This is a genomic window from Clostridium sp. 'White wine YQ' (genome assembly GCF_028728205.1).
Taxonomy (GTDB): domain Bacteria; phylum Bacillota; class Clostridia; order Clostridiales; family Clostridiaceae; genus Clostridium_T.
Genome location: NZ_JAQYUU010000001.1, coordinates 1,028,458 through 1,047,756, shown reverse-complemented (window position 1 = coordinate 1,047,756; position 19,299 = coordinate 1,028,458). Strand labels below are relative to the sequence as shown.

At 29.3% G+C, this 19,299-nt stretch carries 21 protein-coding genes and 1 tRNA gene; 6 read left to right on the top strand and 16 right to left on the bottom strand.

Annotated features, from left to right (window positions below; all coding sequences use genetic code 11):
- The 5 genes from PTZ02_RS05215 to PTZ02_RS05195 all read left to right on the top strand — a co-directional run bounded on the left by PTZ02_RS05215 (position 1) and on the right by PTZ02_RS05195 (position 4,305).
- On the top strand, positions 1 to 723 hold the full coding sequence (locus PTZ02_RS05215) for a hypothetical protein (RefSeq protein WP_274226761.1): 723 nt from the start codon (positions 1 to 3) through the stop codon (positions 721 to 723).
- Between the two features lie 12 nt (positions 724 to 735).
- On the top strand, positions 736 to 1,434 hold the full coding sequence (locus PTZ02_RS05210; RefSeq protein WP_274226760.1) for a hypothetical protein: 699 nt from the start codon (positions 736 to 738) through the stop codon (positions 1,432 to 1,434).
- A 227-nt stretch (positions 1,435 to 1,661) separates the two neighbouring features.
- On the top strand, positions 1,662 to 2,384 hold the full coding sequence (locus PTZ02_RS05205) for a hypothetical protein (protein ID WP_274226759.1): 723 nt from the start codon (positions 1,662 to 1,664) through the stop codon (positions 2,382 to 2,384).
- Between the two features lie 309 nt (positions 2,385 to 2,693).
- Positions 2,694 to 3,206, top strand: coding sequence for an ImmA/IrrE family metallo-endopeptidase (locus PTZ02_RS05200; protein ID WP_274226758.1), 513 nt, complete (start codon positions 2,694 to 2,696; stop codon positions 3,204 to 3,206).
- Positions 3,196 to 4,305, top strand: a complete 1,110-nt coding sequence (locus PTZ02_RS05195) for a site-specific integrase (RefSeq protein ID WP_274226757.1) — start codon at positions 3,196 to 3,198, stop codon at positions 4,303 to 4,305. The genes PTZ02_RS05200 and PTZ02_RS05195 overlap by 11 nt, the downstream gene beginning before the upstream one ends.
- A gap of 96 nt (positions 4,306 to 4,401) precedes the next feature.
- On the opposite strand, the gene PTZ02_RS05190 is transcribed toward PTZ02_RS05195, so the two are convergent.
- The 3 genes from PTZ02_RS05190 to spoIVA form a co-directional block, all read right to left on the bottom strand.
- A tRNA-Pro gene (locus tag PTZ02_RS05190) sits at positions 4,402 to 4,477 on the bottom strand.
- Between the two features lie 55 nt (positions 4,478 to 4,532).
- A complete protein-coding gene (locus PTZ02_RS05185) occupies positions 4,533 to 4,658 on the bottom strand; it encodes a hypothetical protein (RefSeq protein ID WP_274226756.1) in 126 nt (41 codons plus the stop codon).
- Between the two features lie 76 nt (positions 4,659 to 4,734).
- Complete coding sequence (gene spoIVA / locus PTZ02_RS05180; RefSeq protein WP_274226755.1) at positions 4,735 to 6,213, bottom strand: stage IV sporulation protein A; 1,479 nt, start codon at positions 6,211 to 6,213, stop codon at positions 4,735 to 4,737.
- A gap of 216 nt (positions 6,214 to 6,429) precedes the next feature.
- On the opposite strand from spoIVA, the gene PTZ02_RS05175 reads away from it, so the two are divergent.
- Positions 6,430 to 6,876: a GNAT family N-acetyltransferase gene (locus PTZ02_RS05175; protein WP_274226754.1), complete on the top strand. Its 447-nt coding sequence runs from the start codon at positions 6,430 to 6,432 to the stop codon at positions 6,874 to 6,876.
- A gap of 50 nt (positions 6,877 to 6,926) precedes the next feature.
- On the opposite strand, the gene PTZ02_RS05170 is transcribed toward PTZ02_RS05175, so the two are convergent.
- From PTZ02_RS05170 to PTZ02_RS05110, 13 genes are all read right to left on the bottom strand, one after another.
- Entirely contained in the window at positions 6,927 to 7,919 is a 993-nt protein-coding gene (locus PTZ02_RS05170; protein WP_274226753.1) for an NAD(P)H-dependent glycerol-3-phosphate dehydrogenase, read from the bottom strand.
- Between the two features lie 2 nt (positions 7,920 to 7,921).
- The gene (gene der, locus PTZ02_RS05165; protein WP_274226752.1) at positions 7,922 to 9,238 is read right to left on the bottom strand and encodes a ribosome biogenesis GTPase Der; all 1,317 of its coding nucleotides are present in this window, start codon (positions 9,236 to 9,238) and stop codon (positions 7,922 to 7,924) included.
- Between the two features lie 2 nt (positions 9,239 to 9,240).
- Entirely contained in the window at positions 9,241 to 10,575 is a 1,335-nt protein-coding gene (locus PTZ02_RS05160) for a DUF512 domain-containing protein (RefSeq protein WP_274226751.1), read from the bottom strand.
- 152 nt (positions 10,576 to 10,727) lie between these two features.
- A complete protein-coding gene (phoU, locus tag PTZ02_RS05155; protein ID WP_274226750.1) occupies positions 10,728 to 11,384 on the bottom strand; it encodes a phosphate signaling complex protein PhoU in 657 nt (218 codons plus the stop codon).
- A 24-nt stretch (positions 11,385 to 11,408) separates the two neighbouring features.
- Positions 11,409 to 12,158 (bottom strand): phosphate ABC transporter ATP-binding protein PstB, encoded by a 750-nt coding sequence (gene pstB / locus PTZ02_RS05150; RefSeq protein ID WP_274226749.1) that lies wholly within the window; start codon positions 12,156 to 12,158, stop codon positions 11,409 to 11,411.
- A 12-nt stretch (positions 12,159 to 12,170) separates the two neighbouring features.
- Positions 12,171 to 13,055, bottom strand: a complete 885-nt coding sequence (gene pstA, locus PTZ02_RS05145) for a phosphate ABC transporter permease PstA (RefSeq protein ID WP_274226748.1) — start codon at positions 13,053 to 13,055, stop codon at positions 12,171 to 12,173.
- Position 13,056: 1 nt separating this feature from the next.
- Positions 13,057 to 13,947, bottom strand: a complete 891-nt coding sequence (gene pstC / locus PTZ02_RS05140; protein WP_274226747.1) for a phosphate ABC transporter permease subunit PstC — start codon at positions 13,945 to 13,947, stop codon at positions 13,057 to 13,059.
- Positions 13,948 to 14,017: 70 nt separating this feature from the next.
- Positions 14,018 to 14,908 (bottom strand): phosphate ABC transporter substrate-binding protein, encoded by an 891-nt coding sequence (locus PTZ02_RS05135; protein ID WP_274226746.1) that lies wholly within the window; start codon positions 14,906 to 14,908, stop codon positions 14,018 to 14,020.
- Between the two features lie 228 nt (positions 14,909 to 15,136).
- Positions 15,137 to 16,834, bottom strand: a complete 1,698-nt coding sequence (gene pnpS, locus PTZ02_RS05130; protein WP_274226745.1) for a two-component system histidine kinase PnpS — start codon at positions 16,832 to 16,834, stop codon at positions 15,137 to 15,139.
- Between the two features lie 2 nt (positions 16,835 to 16,836).
- Positions 16,837 to 17,535, bottom strand: a complete 699-nt coding sequence (locus PTZ02_RS05125) for a response regulator transcription factor (RefSeq protein WP_274226744.1) — start codon at positions 17,533 to 17,535, stop codon at positions 16,837 to 16,839.
- A gap of 15 nt (positions 17,536 to 17,550) precedes the next feature.
- Positions 17,551 to 18,264 carry a peptidoglycan editing factor PgeF gene (gene pgeF, locus PTZ02_RS05120; RefSeq protein ID WP_274226743.1) on the bottom strand — a complete coding sequence of 238 codons (714 nt, stop codon included), beginning with the start codon at positions 18,262 to 18,264 and terminating at the stop codon, positions 17,551 to 17,553.
- 186 nt (positions 18,265 to 18,450) lie between these two features.
- Positions 18,451 to 18,906: a transcriptional regulator NrdR gene (gene nrdR, locus PTZ02_RS05115; protein WP_274226742.1), complete on the bottom strand. Its 456-nt coding sequence runs from the start codon at positions 18,904 to 18,906 to the stop codon at positions 18,451 to 18,453.
- Positions 18,907 to 18,965: 59 nt separating this feature from the next.
- Positions 18,966 to 19,226 carry a YlmC/YmxH family sporulation protein gene (locus tag PTZ02_RS05110; protein ID WP_202766171.1) on the bottom strand — a complete coding sequence of 87 codons (261 nt, stop codon included), beginning with the start codon at positions 19,224 to 19,226 and terminating at the stop codon, positions 18,966 to 18,968.
- Between the last annotated feature and the right edge of the window lie 73 nt (positions 19,227 to 19,299).

Genomic DNA, 19,299 nt, shown 5'->3' with positions numbered 1-19,299 from the left:
ATGCTTAATGAACTTTATTCTGTTTATTTTAAAAAGTGGGGATTATACAATGTTATATTTAAAAAGATCCCAATTATGAAAAAAATCATTTTTTATATTCCTACTATAATTATTTTTATAGTCCTAAATATTATGATTTTTATATTTGGCAATAAATATGTATTGCAAGTAACAATACCCTTTTCTTTTCCAAGTATACTTATCATATTCTATCTACATTTTAATTATTATGCAAAAAAAATACTCTTTGATATCTTTAAAATCGAATCTCCAGGAAAAATAGCTAATTTTAAAGATTTTCATTCTATTAAATTAGAATCCTTCAAAGATTTTATAAATCGAAAGTATAACTTATTAGAAAATTCAGATGCTTATGATTTGTTGATGGAAATCTTAGATGAAAAGATTGCTGATTGCAAGGCACCATATGTTATTGACACAAGTATCAAAATTGCTATTATCGGCCCAGTTTGGATTCAATTTGTAACATTCTTTTTCCAAAAAAGAGCTAATGGTGGAATGGAAGCTACTTATTTTTTCTTGATTTTTTCATTTACATTATTAACACTGTACCTCTTATATAGTTTAGTTAAACCAAATATAGATGATTTTGTTAATAGTTATTATAATGACTTAAAATCTTTAAGAAATTTAATTAAAGATTTGAAATTAGAACAAATAGCTAGCAAGGATAAAAATTCCTTTATCAATGAAATTTATTGAGGTGGTATAAGTATGAAAACTGAACGAGAGTTATTAAAGTTATTTGATGATTCAAATTTAAATAGTTTTAAAATTAAAAATAATGTTGAAACAGCTAACTCTATTACAATAATGAATATCGATGATTTAATTAAGTTATCCATCAACTATGGCATAGATGTGATGTTTTATTATTATACCTTCATAGATCAAGAAGATTTAATAATAAATGATGATGTACTATCAAAGTTTAATATTGACTCAGAGGCCTTATCAGTTTTGGAAGATGAAATTAATAAATATAATGAAAGCTTATCAAAACTAGATTATAATAAACCAATTTGTTTATATGTTTATTGTATATATCAAGGATTTCTTCTATTAGCAACGGAAGAAGATTTTTGGTTTGTTGATGAAGGTTTTGGCACTCCAGAAGCTATTTGTGCAGAATTAATAACTGAAAATTTAGAAAATATTATGTCTAAAAGAAAAAATAAGAAAGATGAAATTCTAGAAAAAAGAAAAATATTGCGTGAACAAATTCTATCTGATGAAAAATTTCATAAGTGCACGAATGCTCAATTAAGAAAAGTTTATGCTAAGGAATTATTTAATGATAAGCCTAAAAATCGAAACCTATTCTATAGAGAAAATGGAGACCCATATGATATTTTGATAAATGAGTTTATTGAAGATGTTTGGAAAGAATACAAAACTTCTCTAATAAAATAAGTCATCTATTAGTAGATATTAAATGTACCTTTATAGAAATGAAATCTTTATAAATATCTTTACGTTTAATTTTTAATTAAAATTCTTTATTCTATCTAGTTTTTGTGATTTCGCAAATCATATACTCTACAATATACTGATGGTTTATAAAAGTGCTCTTGTAGACACTTCTTTATATATTTATTACTATCTAATTTTACATAATTGAAAGGACATTATATATTTAAATGGAGAATTTTATAATAAATCAATTTAAAAAGTTAGCACAAATTATAAATATAATAAGTAGACCAGGAAAATTTAAACCATATATTTTTTTATTAATTATATTGGCACCAAGTTTAATTTGGGATTATTTTTATAAAGATAGTGACTTTATATCTGGGCTAGCATATATGGTCTTATGTCTTGGAATTTCATTTCTTCTTTTTTTTGGTTTTATTCATAGTAAGCATAGTAGTTTGTTGTTAAAGACTTTCTTCAAAAGCTCTTTAACGCCTATAGAAATTCTTAAAAATTTCAAAGCTAAATCTTTTATATATTTGATTACTATATTCATGTTCTATATTTTAATTTGTTTTTCTATGGCTATCACAGGAATAGTTATTGTATTTAACATAAATTTTAGTTTTAATTTTATAACATATTCATTATACTTTCTAATTTTATTTCTTAGTATAACATGGTTTCTATATCATATATGTTTAACTAAAATAGAATTAGATTATATTAAAGAACTTCTTAATTTTTGTACTTCAGTAAATGCATCTATATTATTGACTATTTCAATCATAACTTCTAAAGATGATTTACTTAAAATCTCTATCACTTCGCTTGGATGTGCTTATTCTTGGATTAACTACTTCATTGCAAAGATACAAAATCAAAGGACATTAAAAGAAAATAAAGTAAATAGTGAAGATGAAAATATTCACTACTATCTTGAATAACTGCTATTTAATCTAATTATTTTATAATACTTTTAGGTATTGATATATTGCAAAAAGATTTATTAATTAATGATTTGTTTAAAATTTATTCTGCTGAAGATTAAAAAAAATATGGAGTTTTACCTATAAGATTTCATATAATATAGCGCTAATTATTGTAGTTTAGTAAAATTAAGAGATACAAAAAGCTAATAAGCTAACCATTAAGATATTTTAATATGGTTAGCTTATTTAATATATTCACAAGAACATATGTTCTTATTTTGTGTTATAATATTTTCATACTTTAGATAAGGATGGTAATTACTTATGAAAATATTAGAAAAAATATATGAAATAATAGATAATGAAGGTATAATATTAGAAGAAGTTAAATTTAAACATAGCTATATAGAAGGACTCTATTTTAAGGCTCCTGGACTGCCTCCTTCAATAGCAATAAATAAATCTATACTAAGCGATTCTAAACGTCTTATTTCCGTTCTTGCGGAAGAATTAGGACATCATTTCACTTCTTATGGAGATTTAAGCACAGAATGCTTTACCTACTCCGAGAAAATTCAAATTTCTAAACAAGAAAGAAAAGCTAGAAATTGGGCAACTAATTTTATAATGCCTTATGAAAAAATTATAGATGCAATAAAGGAAGGTTATAGAACTATTTTTGAGTTATCTGACTATTTTAATGTTACGCCTATATTTATTTTAGATAGGTTCTATTTCCTAAGTCTTGAAAAACCAAATTTGGAAGTAGACAATCTACTTTTCCCTATTAATCAATCTATATATTACGAAAAGGAGATTTGTATAAATGAAAGGTAGTATTTTTAAAAAGAATAATGCATGGAATTATCGTGTCGATATAGGAATAGATCCTCAAACTGGTCAAAGAAAAAGAAAATCCAAAGGAGGATTTAGAACTAAGGCAGAGGCACAAGCTGCATTAGCTGAAATTCTTAATAAGGTTAACTCTGGAACCTTTATAGAAGAAACTAAAATGACAGTAGATAAGTACCTAGATTACTGGATTGAAGCTTACTGTATTGGTAATTTAGCCCCTTCAACTCTTAAGAGATATAATGAGCTATGTAATACGATTAAAAAACATTTAGGCAAAGCAAATCTTGCTACATTACAACCTATAGAAATCCAATCATTCTATAATAGACTTCTTGATGAAGGCGATTTATCTGCAGCTACTATTTTAAAGGTACATAGAGTTTTTCATACAGCCTATAAACACGCTTACGCTTGGAGATTAACTTCTACAATTCCAACTACTGCAGCTACTCCCCCTAGACCAGTTAAATCCGAATTTAGTGTTTGGGATTCAGAAGAAGCTACTCTATTTTTAGATAAGATTAAAGAACATAATATTTATATTGCCATATTATTAGCTCTACAAACTGGAATGAGATTAGGTGAAATATTAGCATTAAAATGGGACAACGTAAATATTCTAGGTAAGACATTGACTGTAAGAAATAGTTTAAGTCTAATAAAGAAAGAAATTATTATAAAGAAACCTAAAACAGCTAGTTCTGTAAGAACTATAGCTCTAATGGATACGACTGTTAATGAGCTTAAGAAAGTAAGAAAAAAACAACTTGAGTTAAAATTATCTAAAGGACTTGAATATGAATATGTTTGTTTATGGGATGATGATGCTAGACATATGTTACCTGATTATGTATCAAAGACTTTTCAAAAGTTAATAAAAAAATATAACTTTAAAAGAATTAGATTTCATGATCTTAGACATACTCACGCTACTCTACTATTACAACAAGGTGTTCATCCTAAAATAGTTAGTGAAAGATTAGGGCATTCAAATATAAGTATGACTTTAGATATTTACTCTCATGTTTTACCTAATATGCAACTTGAAGCAGTAAAAAAATTAGAGAACATTTTTAACTAAAAAATATTTTCGGCCACGTTTTGGCCACTTTTCTATATTCCAAAGAAAAACAAGAACCCTGCAAACTCTCATGTTTACAGGGTTAAATGCCAATTTTGGTCTGAGTAGCGGGACTTGAACCCGCGACCCCAAGACCCCCAGTCTTGTACGCTACCATCTGCGCTATACCCAGACATCATTACCAGCATATTATATACCAAATTTCCAGTTAAATCAATTTACAAAACCTACTTTTTCTTCTTTTCTTGATTCTTATTTATTGGCTTTTTTGTATCATTTTTTGAGTTCTTAGTGGTCTTAGTATTTTTGTTATTCTTACCTGAACCACTTTTGCTTTTCCCTTTATCCGGCATAGTATCCTCCTAAAAAATTAATAGGCCATAAAGCTATTTAAAACTCACCTTAAGGCCTATATTAATTAGCATTTCGCTATAAAATTATGCAGATTAATCCGCCATTGCCCTCATTGATTATTTTTTGTAGAGTTTTTTGAATTTTAACTTGTACATCCTCTGGCATTTTATATAGTTTATTTTGTAAGCCCTCTTTAACTAAAACTTCTAGAGATTTACCAAACATATTACTTTGCCATAACTTTGATGGATCATTCTCAAATTGATTTAATAGTGATTTCATAAGCTCCTCAGTTTCCTTTTCAGAACCCATAATTGGTGATATTTCAGTTTCAATATCAGCCTTAATTAAATGCAAGCTTGGAGCACTAGCCTTTAATTTTACTCCATATTTTGATCCTTGCTTAACAATTTCAGGTTCTTCAAATTTCATTTCAGTTAATTGAGGTGCTACTAGACCATATCCAGTGTTCTTAACATCCATTAAGGCTTGCGATACTTTATCGTATTCAACCTTAGCTAAATGTAATTCTTTTATTAATTCCATTAGATGAGAATCAGATTTAATTTCTGTATCACATAATTCGCTAAGTATTTTATAGAATACTCCATCCTTAGGTTTCATCATTATCTTTGCACTACCGTCACCTAAATTCATTTCTGAAATATCACTTTGTGCATAGTAATCTTCTCCTGAGGTACTATCTAAACACCCTTTTATATCTCTAACTTTATATATGTTCTCACACATTGATCTGATTATGTTTATAAAGTTTGCCTTTAGCCAATGAGAACCATCAAGTTTTTCAATCCATTCCGGCATATCTATGTTTATTTCTTTAACAGGGAATTCTTTAAGTACTTGTTTAAATAATTTTTGAATTGAACTCTCATCCATTTTCTGAACATCTAATATTTGAACAGATACATTGTATTTTAACTCCATGCTTTTTCTTAATTCTTTTGTTTCTGTTGAATTTGGATTTATAGTATTAAGTACAATTATAAAAGGTTTATTTATAGATTTAAGTTCATCTATAACCCTTTCTTCAGCTTCAACATAGTCTTCTCTTGAAATACCAGTTATTGAGCCATCAGTTGTTACTACTAAGCCTATAGTAGAATGATCAGTTATTACTTTTCTTGTGCCAATTTCTGCCGCATCTTCAAAAGGTATCTCATTATCATACCAAGGAGTATGAACCATTTTTGGTGTATCCTCCTCCATATATCCTAATGCTCCTTTTACAATGTAACCAACACAATCAACTAATCTTACTTTAAGCTTTAAATCTTCTTCGATTGTTATATCTACAGCTTCATTTGGCACAAATTTAGGTTCTGTAGTATGAATTGTCTTCCCCGAACCACTTTGAGGTAATTCGTCTTTTGCTCTTTCTTTTTTGTAAGTATTTTCGATATTAGGAATAACCATAAGGTCCATAAATCTCTTTATGAATGTAGACTTACCAGTTCTTACAGGTCCTACTACCCCAACGTATATATCCCCTTGGGTTCTTTCTGCTATATCCTTATAGATATTAAAATCCTCCAAGCTAATCCTCCTAAAATATTATTAACAATATATATATATTAATGAGCTACAAAAAGTATACTGGTTTTATAAATTATTTATAAGGATTTAGATACTTAACAAATATCATTTTCAGTTACTTTATTACAAGTCTTGGGTGCTTTTTCTTACAATTATAGTATAATTATGTTTATATTCTTTAAGTTATTAATCTTTTTAAGAATTGGGGTATGAAAAATGAAGATAATTAAGAAAAATCCGAGTGAAGTAGATGCAATTAAATTAATGGATGAGCTATCTGAAAGCTTAGAAAATATAACTGGGGCTAGTGGAAAAAATTCTTTTGATCCAAACGATGTTCTTGTTCCTCGTTCATTGTTTGTAATAGCTTATGATGATTCCGGACAAGCTATAGGCTGCGGAGCTTTTCGTCCAATTAGTGAAAACACTGCAGAAGTAAAAAGAATGTTTGCAAAGGTTAAAGGTTTGGGAATTGGAACAATAATTCTAAAACATTTAGAATTAGAGGCTAAAAATATGGGTTATGACTCTTTATTACTTGAAACAAGAGTTATAAATAAAGCTGCAGTAAACTTTTATAGGAAAAATAACTATATCCCAATAGAGAACTATGGTAAATATACTAATAATCCTGAAGCAATTTGCTTTCAGAAGAATTTATAACAATAAATAAAACTCCAGAGGAACTAAACTTTGTCCTTCTGGAGTTTATATTAATAGCTTTCGCTTTTTTTATCTCTTTGCATAAGCTCTTCAATAGCTTTAATTGGATCTTTTTCTTCAAATATAAATTTATAAAGTACATCCGTTATTGGCATGCTTACACCTAAGGATTCCTTTAAAGTATAGAATGCGTGACAAGCTTTTACCCCCTCAACTACCATTCCAACTTCCTTTAATACCTCATCTAGTTTTTTACCTTTACCAAATAAAATACCAGCTTTTCTATTTCTTGAATGCATTGATGTACAGGTAACTATTAAGTCTCCCATGCCTGTTAACCCATAGAAAGTTTCTTCCTTACCACCTAGTTTAATTCCAACTCTAGAAATTTCTTTCATACCTCTAGTCATAAGAGCAGCTTTTGTATTATCACCATACCCTATTCCATCAAGGATACCTGCTGCAACTGCAATGATATTTTTAACAGCTCCTCCAACTTCCACACCAATTAAGTCTTCATTTGTATAAATTCTTAGTGTTGGTGTCATAAACAGTTCTTGAACTTCTTCAGCAAGCTGCATATCTTTGCTTGAAGATACTATGGTAGTAGGTATTAATGCAGCTACTTCCTCTGCATGAGATGGACCGGATAAAACTACCGGCTTTTTATCTAAAACTTGCTCAATTACCTCAGAAAGTCTTAAATTAGTGCCGTCTTCTATACCTTTTGCAAGGGAAATTATAACACTTTCCTCATTTAGATATTCTTTTATTTGCTCACAAACATTTCTAATAGATGAAGAAGGTATTGTAAGAACTATATATTTAACCTCTGTTAAAGCCTCTTTCAAATCACAAGTGGCTTTAACATTAGTTGGAATCTTTACACCTTTTAAATATTTCTCATTAGTTCGGTTTTGATTGATTTCTTGAGCTATTTTTTCATTCCTTAGCCAAAAGTTAACATTATAGCCTTTATTTGCTATCACTGTAGCCAGGGCTGTTCCAAAGCTACCTCCTCCAAGAAAAGCAACCTTCTCCATAACTATTCCTTCCTCTCTCTATATTCTATCTCAATTCCAGTTCCTTTAAAGTCAAAGCTTTCTCTTAACTGATTTTCAAGATATCTTTCATATGAGAAGTGAGAAGCATTACTATCATTTACGAAGAAAATAAACTTTGGTGGTTTTGATGCAACTTGTGTAGCATAGAATATTTTCAATCTCTTTAAACCAACAACTGGCGGCTCTTTCATAAGAACTGCTTTATTTATAACTTCATTTAAAATACCTGTAGAAATTCTCTTTGAGTAATTATCATAACAGTATTTAGCAACTTCTAATACCTTATGAACCCTTTGACCAGTTAAAGCTGAAATAAATAGGTATTGAGCATATGACATAAACTTTAAGTTTGCCATTAAATCTTTTTGGTAGTTAGCCATTGTTTTGTCATCTTTCTCAATTAAATCCCACTTGTTAACTATAACCATTATTGCCTTCTTAAGTTCATGAGCATATCCAATTATCTTTTCATCTTGATCGGTTACTCCTTCTTGAGCATCAACCATAAGTATACATACATCTGCTCTTTCAATAGCTGTATATGTTCTAATTACTGAATATCTTTCTATTTCTTCTTTTACTTTACTTTTTCTTCTAAGACCAGCTGTATCGATTAAAGTAAATTTTCCTATATCAGTTTCTAAATAACTATCAATTGCATCTCTTGTTGTACCAGGAACATCTGATACAATAACTCTTTCTTCACCTAATAGTTTATTAATTAAAGAAGATTTTCCTACATTTGGTTTTCCAAGCATAGCAATCTTTATATATTCATCTTCTTCCTCATCTTCTCCGATAGATTTAAAGTGTTCTACTACTCTGTCAAGCATATCTCCAAGACCAAGACCTTGCGAAGCTGAAATTGTAACAGGGTCACCTATTCCTAAGTTATAGAATTCCCAAGCGTTATCTTCTTCTTTTAATGAGTCAACTTTATTAACAACTAAAACTATAGGTTTTTTACTTTTTCTTAGCATTTGAGCAACTTCTTTATCTGCTCCAGTTAAACCTTCTTTTCCATCAACTATAAAAACAATAACATCAGCAGTTTCAATAGCTATTTGTGCCTGTCTTCTCATTTGTTTAACAATAATATTTTCATTTTCTGGCTCTATTCCACCTGTATCAATCATAGTGAAAGTATGAGTTAACCACTCTGCTTCAGCATATACTCTATCTCTAGTAACTCCAGGTGTATCCTGTACTATCGATATTCTTTTTCCTGCTAATCTATTAAATAATGTAGATTTACCTACATTTGGTCTACCTACTATGGCAACAATCGGTTTTCCCATTATTAACCCTCCTCTAAATGTTTATTTATATTTTGAATTAAGTCTTCTCCAGTATAGTCCACAACAATAACTTTAACACCTAATTCTTTTTCAATATCATTAATTTTAATATCATCAAGCATAACTAATTCCTTTGAATTTGAAAGTTCATAACCCTTTCTAAACATATTACTAGACATAATTAAATACTTAGAGTTAATTTTCCCCTTAATTTGTTCAATTATATCTTTTCCGGTTAACAAACCTGCAACAGTTATAGTTTCACCAAAATGATCATTTTTAATTTTAAAAACATCTATATTTATATTATTATTTGCTTCTTTAATTTTATTTGAGGCCCATAAGATTTCATCATAAGCTGAAACACCTGTTATCATGGTAAAGTTACCTTTTGAGCTTTTATTTAAGCTGTCTAAGTTATCTAAAATATATTGTCTAAATAATCTTATCATACCTATACCATCTTCAAGCTGTTCATATTCTCCATAAAAATCTTCTTCAGGTACATCTATACCTGCCATAACGTAAAACTCATCAGACAAACGTACAAAAGGTGCTCCAATCTCATTCATATACTTTGTTTGTAATTCTTTAAGGTCTTCAATTTCTTTTAATGCAGAATTTTTGTCAAAAGTTTTTAATTTTGCTAAACCTTCTCTATGTTTTGTAACTCCTATTGGCACAGCTGCAATATTTTGTACATGCGGATAAAGCTTATATAAGTCTTCTACAGTCTTTTTAAGCTCTTCTCCATTATTTACTCCTGGCACAACTACAATTTGAGCATTCATTACAATTTCTGCTTCTGCAAGTCTTTTAAGTCTATCATATATATTGCCTGCAAAACGATTATTTAGCATCTGAACTCTAAGTTCAGGATTTGTAGTATGTACACTTACATTAATAGGACTTATTCTGTAATTGATTATTCTATCAATATCTGACTCTTTCATATTTGTTAGGGTTACAAAGTTTCCTTGTAAAAAAGATAATCTTGAATCATCATCCTTAAAATAAAGTGTATCTCTCATACCCTTTGGCAATTGATCTATAAAACAAAAAATACATTTATTAGAACAACTCTTTGCTCTATCCATTATGGAGCTTTCGAAATCCACCCCTAAGTCTTCTTGTATATCCTTATCAGCCTCAAGAATCCAAACTTCTCCATTAGGCTTTTCTATTTCAACTTCTATATATTCATCAGACATTAAGAACTTATAATCCATAATATCTTCTATAGCAGTACCGTTTATAGATAATAAAAAATCTCCAGCTTCAATTCCAAGTTCTTCACCTAAACTATTAGCTTCAACCTTTAAAATTTTATTTTTCATAACTTTCTCCTAGTTTTTTGGCTTATTAACCCATACTCTTTCATTATGTAATCTTAACTTAATTCCTAAATTAAGTCAAGAATTATGAATTTCTACAAATTAATAAGCAGAAACCCTTTGGTTTCTGCTTACCTAAAAAATACTAATCACATTTATTCATTCAAATCAACATATTTACCAGTCTTTAAGTAAATAGTCCATTCACATACATTAGTAACATGGTCTGCAATTCTTTCAAGATATTTGCATACAAATAATAATTGAGCTGATTGACCAATGTGTTCAGATTGATTACTCATTATACCTAATAGTTCTTCAAATACCTTCTTATATAAAGCATCTACTTCATCGTCCATTTTACATATACTTAATGCTTTTTTCTCATCTAAAGCTATATATGCATCAATTGATAACTTAATCATGTTTTGAACCTTTACTGCTATCTCGCCTATATCCTTAAGTTCCTTAACATGTTTTTGATCCTTTGTTCTCTTTACAATTTTACAAATGTCTACTGCATGGTCAGCCATTCTTTCTAAGTCTGTTACGATTTTTGCTGCAGTAAATATATCTCTTAAATCCACAGCTAAAGGTTGTTCAGCAGCAATAAATTTAATACAGTCCTCTTCTATTTGCTTTTGTAGATTATCAACTAAATCATCCTTTTTAATAGTTTCATTGGCTAAATCTACATCCTTAGTTTTTAATGCTTCGATTGATAGGAAAATTTGTTTTTCAACTATGCTACCCATTTTTATTATGTCTTCGTGTATTTTTTTTAATTTTAAATCTGAAGAAGTTCTTGTCATATAAATCTCTCCTTTATTCAGTTTTTAACCAAATCTACCAGTAATATAGTCTTCTGTTCTCTTATCTGTTGGTTTATAAAATATGTTTTCAGTTAAATCATATTCTACTACTTCACCATTTAAGAAGAAAGCTGTTTTATCGGCAATTCTACCTGCTTGTTGCATATTGTGAGTTACTATAATAACTGTGTATTTCTTTTTTAATTCATCCATAAGCTCTTCTATCTTACTAGTTGAAATAGGATCTAAAGCTGAAGTTGGTTCATCCATTAGAAGTACTTCTGGTTCAACAGCTAAACTTCTAGCTATACAAAGTCTTTGCTGCTGACCACCTGAAAGCCCTAATGCACTTTTCTTTAATCTATCTTTAACCTCATCCCATAAAGCCGCCCCTTTTAAACTATTTTCTACTATTTCGTCTAGCTCTGCTTTATTTTTTATTCCATGTATTCTTGGACCATATGCTATATTATCATAAATAGACATTGGAAATGGATTAGCTTTTTGGAATACCATTCCTACTCTTTTTCTTAATAATATCTCATCATAGTCGCTATAAATATTCTTTCCTTCAAAAAATACTTCTCCAGTTATATTTACACTTTCTATTAAATCATTCATTCTATTTAAAGTTCTTAAAAATGTAGATTTACCACAACCTGATGGTCCAATTAGAGCTGTAACTGAATTTTTATCAACTTCTAATGTTATATCTTTTAGCGCTTGAGATTTACCATAATATAAATTTAAGTTTTTAGTATCTATAATTCCCATACTTTTTTCCTCCTATTTACCACTATATGACTTATATAGTGCATTTCCAATAACTCTTGCTAGAATATTAAATAATAGTACCGCTATGATTAAAACTGCTGATGTACCATTTGCTATTTTTGCAGCATCAGGAACTAACCCTTCAGAGTTTAATTTCCATATATGAACTGCTAGAGTTTCAGCAGGCTTAAATAAAGAAAATGGTGATGTATTATTTACAAGGCTTATATCTGTAAACTTAAGTCTTCCTGAACTAAGTCCAGCAGTATATAAGAACGCTGCTGCTTCACCAAATATTCTTCCTGAAGCTAAAATTATTCCTGTTAATATTTGTGGCATTGCTGAAGGTAATATAACCTTTTTTATAGTTTGCCAGTTAGTGGCTCCAAGTCCTAAACTTGCTTCTTTAACTTTTTTTGAGGATGCTTTTATTGCTGTTTCACTTACTCTTGCAAGAGAAGGTAAGTTTAGTATGGAAACTGAAATAGCCCCCGCTAGTATAGAATATCCCCATTGAAAATATGTTACGAAAACCAATAATCCAAATAAACCTATTACTATAGAAGGTAATGATGCCATAGTTTCTATGGATAATCTAACAAATCGAACAAATCTACCTTCTTTAGCATATTCTGCTAGATATATTCCTGCTCCTATTCCAAATGGAACTGTAATAATTAATGAAATAACAAGCATATATAATGAATTAAATAATTCAGGTCCTATTCCGCCACCTGATGATGTAGTTTTAGGAGCTGATGTTAAGAATTTTATATTTAGTGAGGAAGCTCCTCTATAAATTATATATCCCATAAATGCTACTAGTAGTAAAACTACTAGGCTGGATATAACATATAAAATTACTGTTGCAATCTTATCTTGAGTTTTTGCTTTCATATTACTCACCTCTTGATCCAATCTTTCTAATTATTAATATGAATAAGAAACTAATAACTAGAAGTATTAATGCAAGTGTCCAAAGAGCATTATTCCATGGAGTTCCTGTTGCAGTATTAGCCATATCCATAGTTATAATACTAGTCAATGTTGCAGTTGAGTCTGTAAGACCAGCTGGGATTCTTGCACTATTACCTATAACCATTTGTACAGCTAAGGCTTCTCCAAATGCTCTTGCTATTCCAAGAACTACTCCTGTTAATATTCCGCTTTTAGCTGCTGGAATTATTACCTTACTTATAGTTTGCCACCTAGTAGCCCCTAATCCATATGAAGCTTCTAAATAGTCTCTTGGTACAGTACTGATTGCATCTGAGGCAAGTGAAGCAATAGTTGGTAATATCATTATGCTTAAAACTAAAATACCTGACAACAAACTAAAACCTAAACCTCCAAAGGAGTTTTTAATTAATGGAACTAAAATTGAAATACCTATCCATCCATAAACTACTGATGGTATTCCAACAAATAATTCCAATGCAGGCTGTAATACCTTTTTACCAAATTTACTTGAAATAAGATTCATAAATATTGCTAATGCTATTGCAATAGGTGCACTAATTATAACCGCGCCTACTGAAACAAATGTCGATCCAAGTATAAACACTAAAGCACCATACTTAGGTGTGCTTGCATCTGGTTTCCACGTAAGTCCAAGTAACACATCTTTAATGCTTTGTTTATCTGTTATAAATGTTTGAAGCCCCTTTGATGCAATAAAAAACATTATCGAAAGTGTTAGTATTATGATAATTATTCCACATAAATAAGCATATATTTTTCCTGTATATTCTGTTCTTAATTTTTTTATAAAACTTCTTGAGCCTTCCATACTTTAATTATCCCCCTCCATCAAATTTAGGGCTGAAACTAATCAGCCCTTGGAGAATTATTTTTAATTATTATTTAACCTTCATATCTGATCCGTTAATGTATCCTTGTTTATTAATAACTTCTTTGTTTTTATCGCTTCCAATGTAATCTAAGAATGCTTTTACTGCTTCATTTGGTTCGCCTTTAGTGTACATATGTCCCCATGACCAGAATATATATTTTCCAGTTGTTATATTTTCTTTAGTTGGTGCTACATTATCAATGCTAACTCCGCTTAATTTATTTTTAGCCTCATCACTTTGCAAATAAGCAAGTGAAACATAACTGATAGATCCATCTGATTTTTCCATAGCCTGAACTACAGCTCCATTACTATCTTGAGTAACTCCAATTTTATCATTTTCTAAATCTTTGTTTCCATCAAGTACAACTTTTACAAAAGTCTTTCTTGTTCCTGAAGAACTTGGTCTGTGAACAACTATAATTTCCTTGTCTGGTCCGCCAACTTCTTTCCAATTCTTAATTGTTCCAGCAAATATGTCTTGAATTTGTTTCTTAGTTAAGTTAGTAACATTTAAGTTTTTATTAACTACTACAGCAAAACCTTGAGCAACTACCTTGTGATCTACAAGTGCTTTTGCATCTTCTGGTTTTAAGCTATCTTCGGCAAAAACGTCTGAGTTTCCTACATCAACCGCTCCTTGAGAAACTTGAGTTAAGCCAGTTCCTGATCCACCACCTTGAGCATTAATTGTTATATCTGGATATTCTTCATTAAATCCATCTTTTGTTGCTTCAACTAATGGTTGTAATGCAGTTGAACCTGCTAGTGTTATGCTTCCTGATAAATTATTTGCTTTGTTTGAAGCATCATCTTTCTTTGCACATCCAGCAAAAGCTGAAAGTCCTAAAACTAATGATAAACCTAAAATGGTTATTTTTATTCCTTTTCTCTTCATTTCTATTCCTCCAAAACTTAATTTACATATTTATTATTCCTTACAAGATTAATAATAAACCTTCAAAGTTAACCCACTATTAGATTAATGTAAATTAGTATTATGCTAATGTTAATTAAAATTAACATTAGATATATTGACAAGGAATTTTACCTTTTAATCTTTATTTAAATTACCTACATATTCTTCTTTCTTAATAAAAAAAAGAGGCCATTGCCTCTTTTTTAATTATAAATGTTTAATTTTAACCAAAAACTTACTTCCTTTTCCCACTTCACTTTGAACATCAATTGTTCCATTATAGCTCTTTACAATGTGTTTTACTATTGCTAGACCTAAGCCGGTTCCACCTTTAGCTCTACTTCTAGCTTTATCAACTCTATAAAATCTTTCAAAGATTCTTGTTAATTCATTTTCAGGTATTCCACAACCCGTATCTTCTACTTCAAAATAGTATTCTCCATTTTTGCTATAACTTCTGCAGTTTACTGTATCTCCTTCTTCTGAATACTTGATTGCATTTTCAAGAAGGTTAATGACCATCTGTTTAAATCCGTCTTTACTTCCATATAAATATACAGAAGAAACATTAGAAGTGTTTAGTTGTATTTTTTTATCATCAGCTAGTTTTTTCATCAATAATGTTACATCTTCAACTATTTCTTTAGGATGGAACTCTTCTTTAACAATATCATTGTTTTGTTCAATGTTTGATAAAGTTAAGATATCATTAATTAATCTTGTTAGTCTTTCTGATTCATCATCAATAATACCTAAAAACTTTTGCCTAGTTGCCTCATCTTCAACATATTTTAAGGTTTCAGCAAAACCTTTTATTGATGTAAGTGGAGTTTTAAGTTCATGAGAAACATTTGCTACAAATTCTGATCTCATATTTTCAAGCCTTCTTATATCTGTTATATCTTGCAATACAGCAACTGTACCTATGAATTCACTTCCATTTATAATATCAGTAGTTCTTATTCTTAGTATTCTTTCACTCGGCCAAATAATTTTAATCTCATGTACGCCTTCAGACTTCTCTTCAAAAAGAAGATCTAATTCAAAATCACGAATATGATCTAATAGGGGTTTGCCTATTATGTCTTCCTTAATACTGAATATATTTTTTGCATAAGGATTTATCATAATAATATTATGCATTCTATCAACCGCAATTACACCACTATCCATGCTAGTCAAAATGGCTTCAAGTCTATTTTGTTTTTCTACGACTTCGTTTATTTTTGACTGTAATTGTTCAGCCATGTTATTAAAAGTTTTTCCTAGTGAACCAAGCTCATCCTTCGAAAAAATTCTAACTCTTCTATTATATTCCCCTTGAGCAATTCTAGAGGTTATAAATTCCATTTCCTTAACTGGTTCAACTATAACTTTAATTAACTTAAAAGATAGCCAAATTGTAACTAATATTACTATTAAAAAAACTAAAATATAATACTTAAAATATCCGTTGTAGAATAACTTAGTGTTTTCTAATGGAATTGAAGTTCTAATTACACTTCCATCATCTAACTGAGTGGCATAATAAACCATAGTTTTGTGTAATGTATTTGAAAATCTAATCGCAGAACCTTCACCATTTAGTCTTGCTGCTTGAACTTCTTCTCTTGTATTATGATTATCTAGTTTTGAACTATCTTCATCAGAGTCAAAAACAACTTTTCCATCTTTTAAGATATATGTAATTCTTATTTCAGGAGTATTTTTATCAGCTGCAGCTAACTTAGGTATGTTTTCTATATTTTTCAAATTTGAATATTTAACTAGGTCATTATAAATCCTTAATGTTTCTTTTGCATTATTTACATATTGGTAATTTACCATAGTTATAAATGCTGTACTTACAACTATAAGTGCAAATAGCACAGTAACGATTATAGAAAATAAGATTTTTTTTCTCATATTTAATCTCCGCTGAAGAATCTATATCCTATACCTCTTATTGTCTCAATTAGTTTAGGATTTTTATCATCTTCTTCAACTTTCTTTCTAAGGTGTCTTATATGTACGTCAACTGTTCTAGTTTCACCAATGTATTCATATCCCCATATCTTATCTAGCAATGTTTCTCTAGTTAAAACTTTTCCTCTATTTCTAATTAGTATTTCTAATAATTCAAACTCCTTAAGGGTCAAATCCACTTTTTGACCATCCTTTAATACTTCATGTTTAACAAAATCTACTGATATATTATATACATTAAATGCTCTTTCAGTTGTTGTACTTGATGTTGTTCTTCTCAATACAGCTTTAACTCTAGCAAGAATCTCTCTAACCGAAAAAGGTTTAGTTATATAATCATCAGCTCCCAGTTCAAGGCCAAGAATTTTGTCAAGTTCTTCACTCTTTGCTGTAATCATTATTATAGGAATATTTTGAGTAGCACTTTCCCTTCTTATTTCTTTGCAAACGTCATAGCCATCCATACCCGGAAGCATTACATCTAGCAATATAAGCTTAGGTGGTTCAGCTTTAATTTTTTTTAATGCATCAACCCCATTCGTAGCTGTATCTACCTTGTAACCAGCGTTTTCAAAATTAAATTTTAGTAGTTCTAATATATGTTCTTCGTCATCAACAATAAATATCTTCTCACTTGACATTTTTAATACCTCCAGCTATTTTTTTACTATAAATCCATAGCATCTTCCTGAATTAATTCCATCTCTTCTGTAAGAATGCAATTTAATATCCTTTTCACAACAAGTACAGTAATCTAATGTTAATATATTTTCATCTTCTACTCCTAAATCATTCAACCCTTTTATAATAGCTTTTTTAAGAGATAAATTTCTACCTTTGAATAAATTTACTCCTCTGAATGAATCTTTCTCAATAAATTGTGTTTTAAGCTCTTCACTTACTTCATAACAGCAATCATGAATATGTGGTCCTATTATTACCTTTATATCTGATGCTTTACAACTGTATTCACTCTCCATTGATAAAACTGTCTTTTTAACAATTTCTTCGTAAGTTCCTCTCCATCCACTATGCACCGCTGCAATTATTCCAGTTGATTTGTCATAAAGAATAACTGGTACACAATCTGCATAGAATACTCCTATTCCAGTATTTTTTAAGCCTGTTATTATAGCATCTGCCTCTAATTTTGAAGTATCTTCTTTAATATTTATCAAATTAATTATCCTATCAGAATGTACTTGAGATATATATTTTATTGAATCCATAGAGAAAATATCTTCTAAACTTTTTATATTGGCTTTACCATTCTCAGTGCTTTTACTATAACTTTTTTCTCCAATTGAGAAATATACTTCATAATTATCATCTACTATACCTATAAAATCCTTCATTGTTTTACTTTGCATTTTTTCTTACCTCTTAATTTTAACATTTTATATAGATAACTTATTGTATTTATAACAAAAATTAACACGTCTTAACTAAACTATAACATAAATTTTTAATATAATAAAAGGACTACTTACAAAGTTACTAAAAGATATATAATTAACTCTTTTTAGTACGCTTTAAATTATGTAGTCCTTAATATACTATTTATTTAACATTAATCGTTCAATTTCTTGAAGGAAAGTATTTATGTCTTTAAACTGTCTATAAACTGATGCAAACCTAACATAAGCTACTTCATCAATGTCTTTTAACCTATCCATTATCATTTCTCCAATAAGGTCAGACTTTATTTCAGAAATCATCTTATTACTTATTGCTTTTTCTATATCACTTGCAATTTCCTCTATTTGAGCTCTAGAAACAGGTCTTTTCTGACATGCTTTTATTAAACCATTAATTATTTTATCCTTATTAAAGTTTTCTCTGCTTTGATCTTTCTTTATAACAAGAATTGGAATATCTTCAAGCTTCTCATAGGTTGTATATCTTTTACCACAGCTTAAACATTCTCTTCTTCTTCTAATTGCAGCAAAATCATCAGTTGATCTTGAATCAACTACTTTACTTTCTTCATAGGAACAATATGGACATCTCATTCTATTCACGCCCCTCATATATGATGTAAATATATTATACCTATAAATTACTAAATTTGCTAGAGTATTTCTTGAGCAATTTCCTTGAGATTTACAAGTATTACATCTTCACCTATTTTAATAATATCACCCCAAGCTATTTCTATATATTCCATTTTACCGAACCAATTTCCTTTTTGTATTGGAATGAGAATAGATTCGATAGAATTGTTATCACAATTTATCTTAAAATCTCTCGCAAAGCCAATCTTTATTCCTCTTTCTATATCAATAACTTCCATAGTTCTTATAGCATTTAATGAATGTAGTATTTCTTCCATTTTTTAATCCCCCCATTTTTAAAACCTTATACAGTGTTTTAAGTTAAGTTTCCTTTCAAAAACCCTATACTAC

Coding starts and splice junctions, on each gene's coding strand:
- PTZ02_RS05215 (WP_274226761.1), top strand. CDS start 1: ATGCTTAATGAACTTTATTCTGTTTATTTTAAAAAGTGGGGATTATAC.
- PTZ02_RS05210 (WP_274226760.1), top strand. CDS start 736: ATGAAAACTGAACGAGAGTTATTAAAGTTATTTGATGATTCAAATTTA.
- PTZ02_RS05205 (WP_274226759.1), top strand. CDS start 1,662: ATGGAGAATTTTATAATAAATCAATTTAAAAAGTTAGCACAAATTATA.
- PTZ02_RS05200 (WP_274226758.1), top strand. CDS start 2,694: ATGAAAATATTAGAAAAAATATATGAAATAATAGATAATGAAGGTATA.
- PTZ02_RS05195 (WP_274226757.1), top strand. CDS start 3,196: ATGAAAGGTAGTATTTTTAAAAAGAATAATGCATGGAATTATCGTGTC.
- PTZ02_RS05185 (WP_274226756.1), bottom strand. CDS start 4,658: ATGCCGGATAAAGGGAAAAGCAAAAGTGGTTCAGGTAAGAATAACAAA.
- PTZ02_RS05175 (WP_274226754.1), top strand. CDS start 6,430: ATGAAGATAATTAAGAAAAATCCGAGTGAAGTAGATGCAATTAAATTA.
- PTZ02_RS05170 (WP_274226753.1), bottom strand. CDS start 7,919: ATGGAGAAGGTTGCTTTTCTTGGAGGAGGTAGCTTTGGAACAGCCCTG.
- der (WP_274226752.1), bottom strand. CDS start 9,238: ATGGGAAAACCGATTGTTGCCATAGTAGGTAGACCAAATGTAGGTAAA.
- PTZ02_RS05160 (WP_274226751.1), bottom strand. CDS start 10,575: ATGAAAAATAAAATTTTAAAGGTTGAAGCTAATAGTTTAGGTGAAGAA.
- phoU (WP_274226750.1), bottom strand. CDS start 11,384: ATGACAAGAACTTCTTCAGATTTAAAATTAAAAAAAATACACGAAGAC.
- pstB (WP_274226749.1), bottom strand. CDS start 12,158: ATGGGAATTATAGATACTAAAAACTTAAATTTATATTATGGTAAATCT.
- pstA (WP_274226748.1), bottom strand. CDS start 13,055: ATGAAAGCAAAAACTCAAGATAAGATTGCAACAGTAATTTTATATGTT.
- pstC (WP_274226747.1), bottom strand. CDS start 13,947: ATGGAAGGCTCAAGAAGTTTTATAAAAAAATTAAGAACAGAATATACA.
- PTZ02_RS05135 (WP_274226746.1), bottom strand. CDS start 14,908: ATGAAGAGAAAAGGAATAAAAATAACCATTTTAGGTTTATCATTAGTT.
- pnpS (WP_274226745.1), bottom strand. CDS start 16,834: ATGAGAAAAAAAATCTTATTTTCTATAATCGTTACTGTGCTATTTGCA.
- PTZ02_RS05125 (WP_274226744.1), bottom strand. CDS start 17,535: ATGTCAAGTGAGAAGATATTTATTGTTGATGACGAAGAACATATATTA.
- pgeF (WP_274226743.1), bottom strand. CDS start 18,264: ATGCAAAGTAAAACAATGAAGGATTTTATAGGTATAGTAGATGATAAT.
- nrdR (WP_274226742.1), bottom strand. CDS start 18,906: ATGAGATGTCCATATTGTTCCTATGAAGAAAGTAAAGTAGTTGATTCA.
- PTZ02_RS05110 (WP_202766171.1), bottom strand. CDS start 19,226: ATGGAAGAAATACTACATTCATTAAATGCTATAAGAACTATGGAAGTT.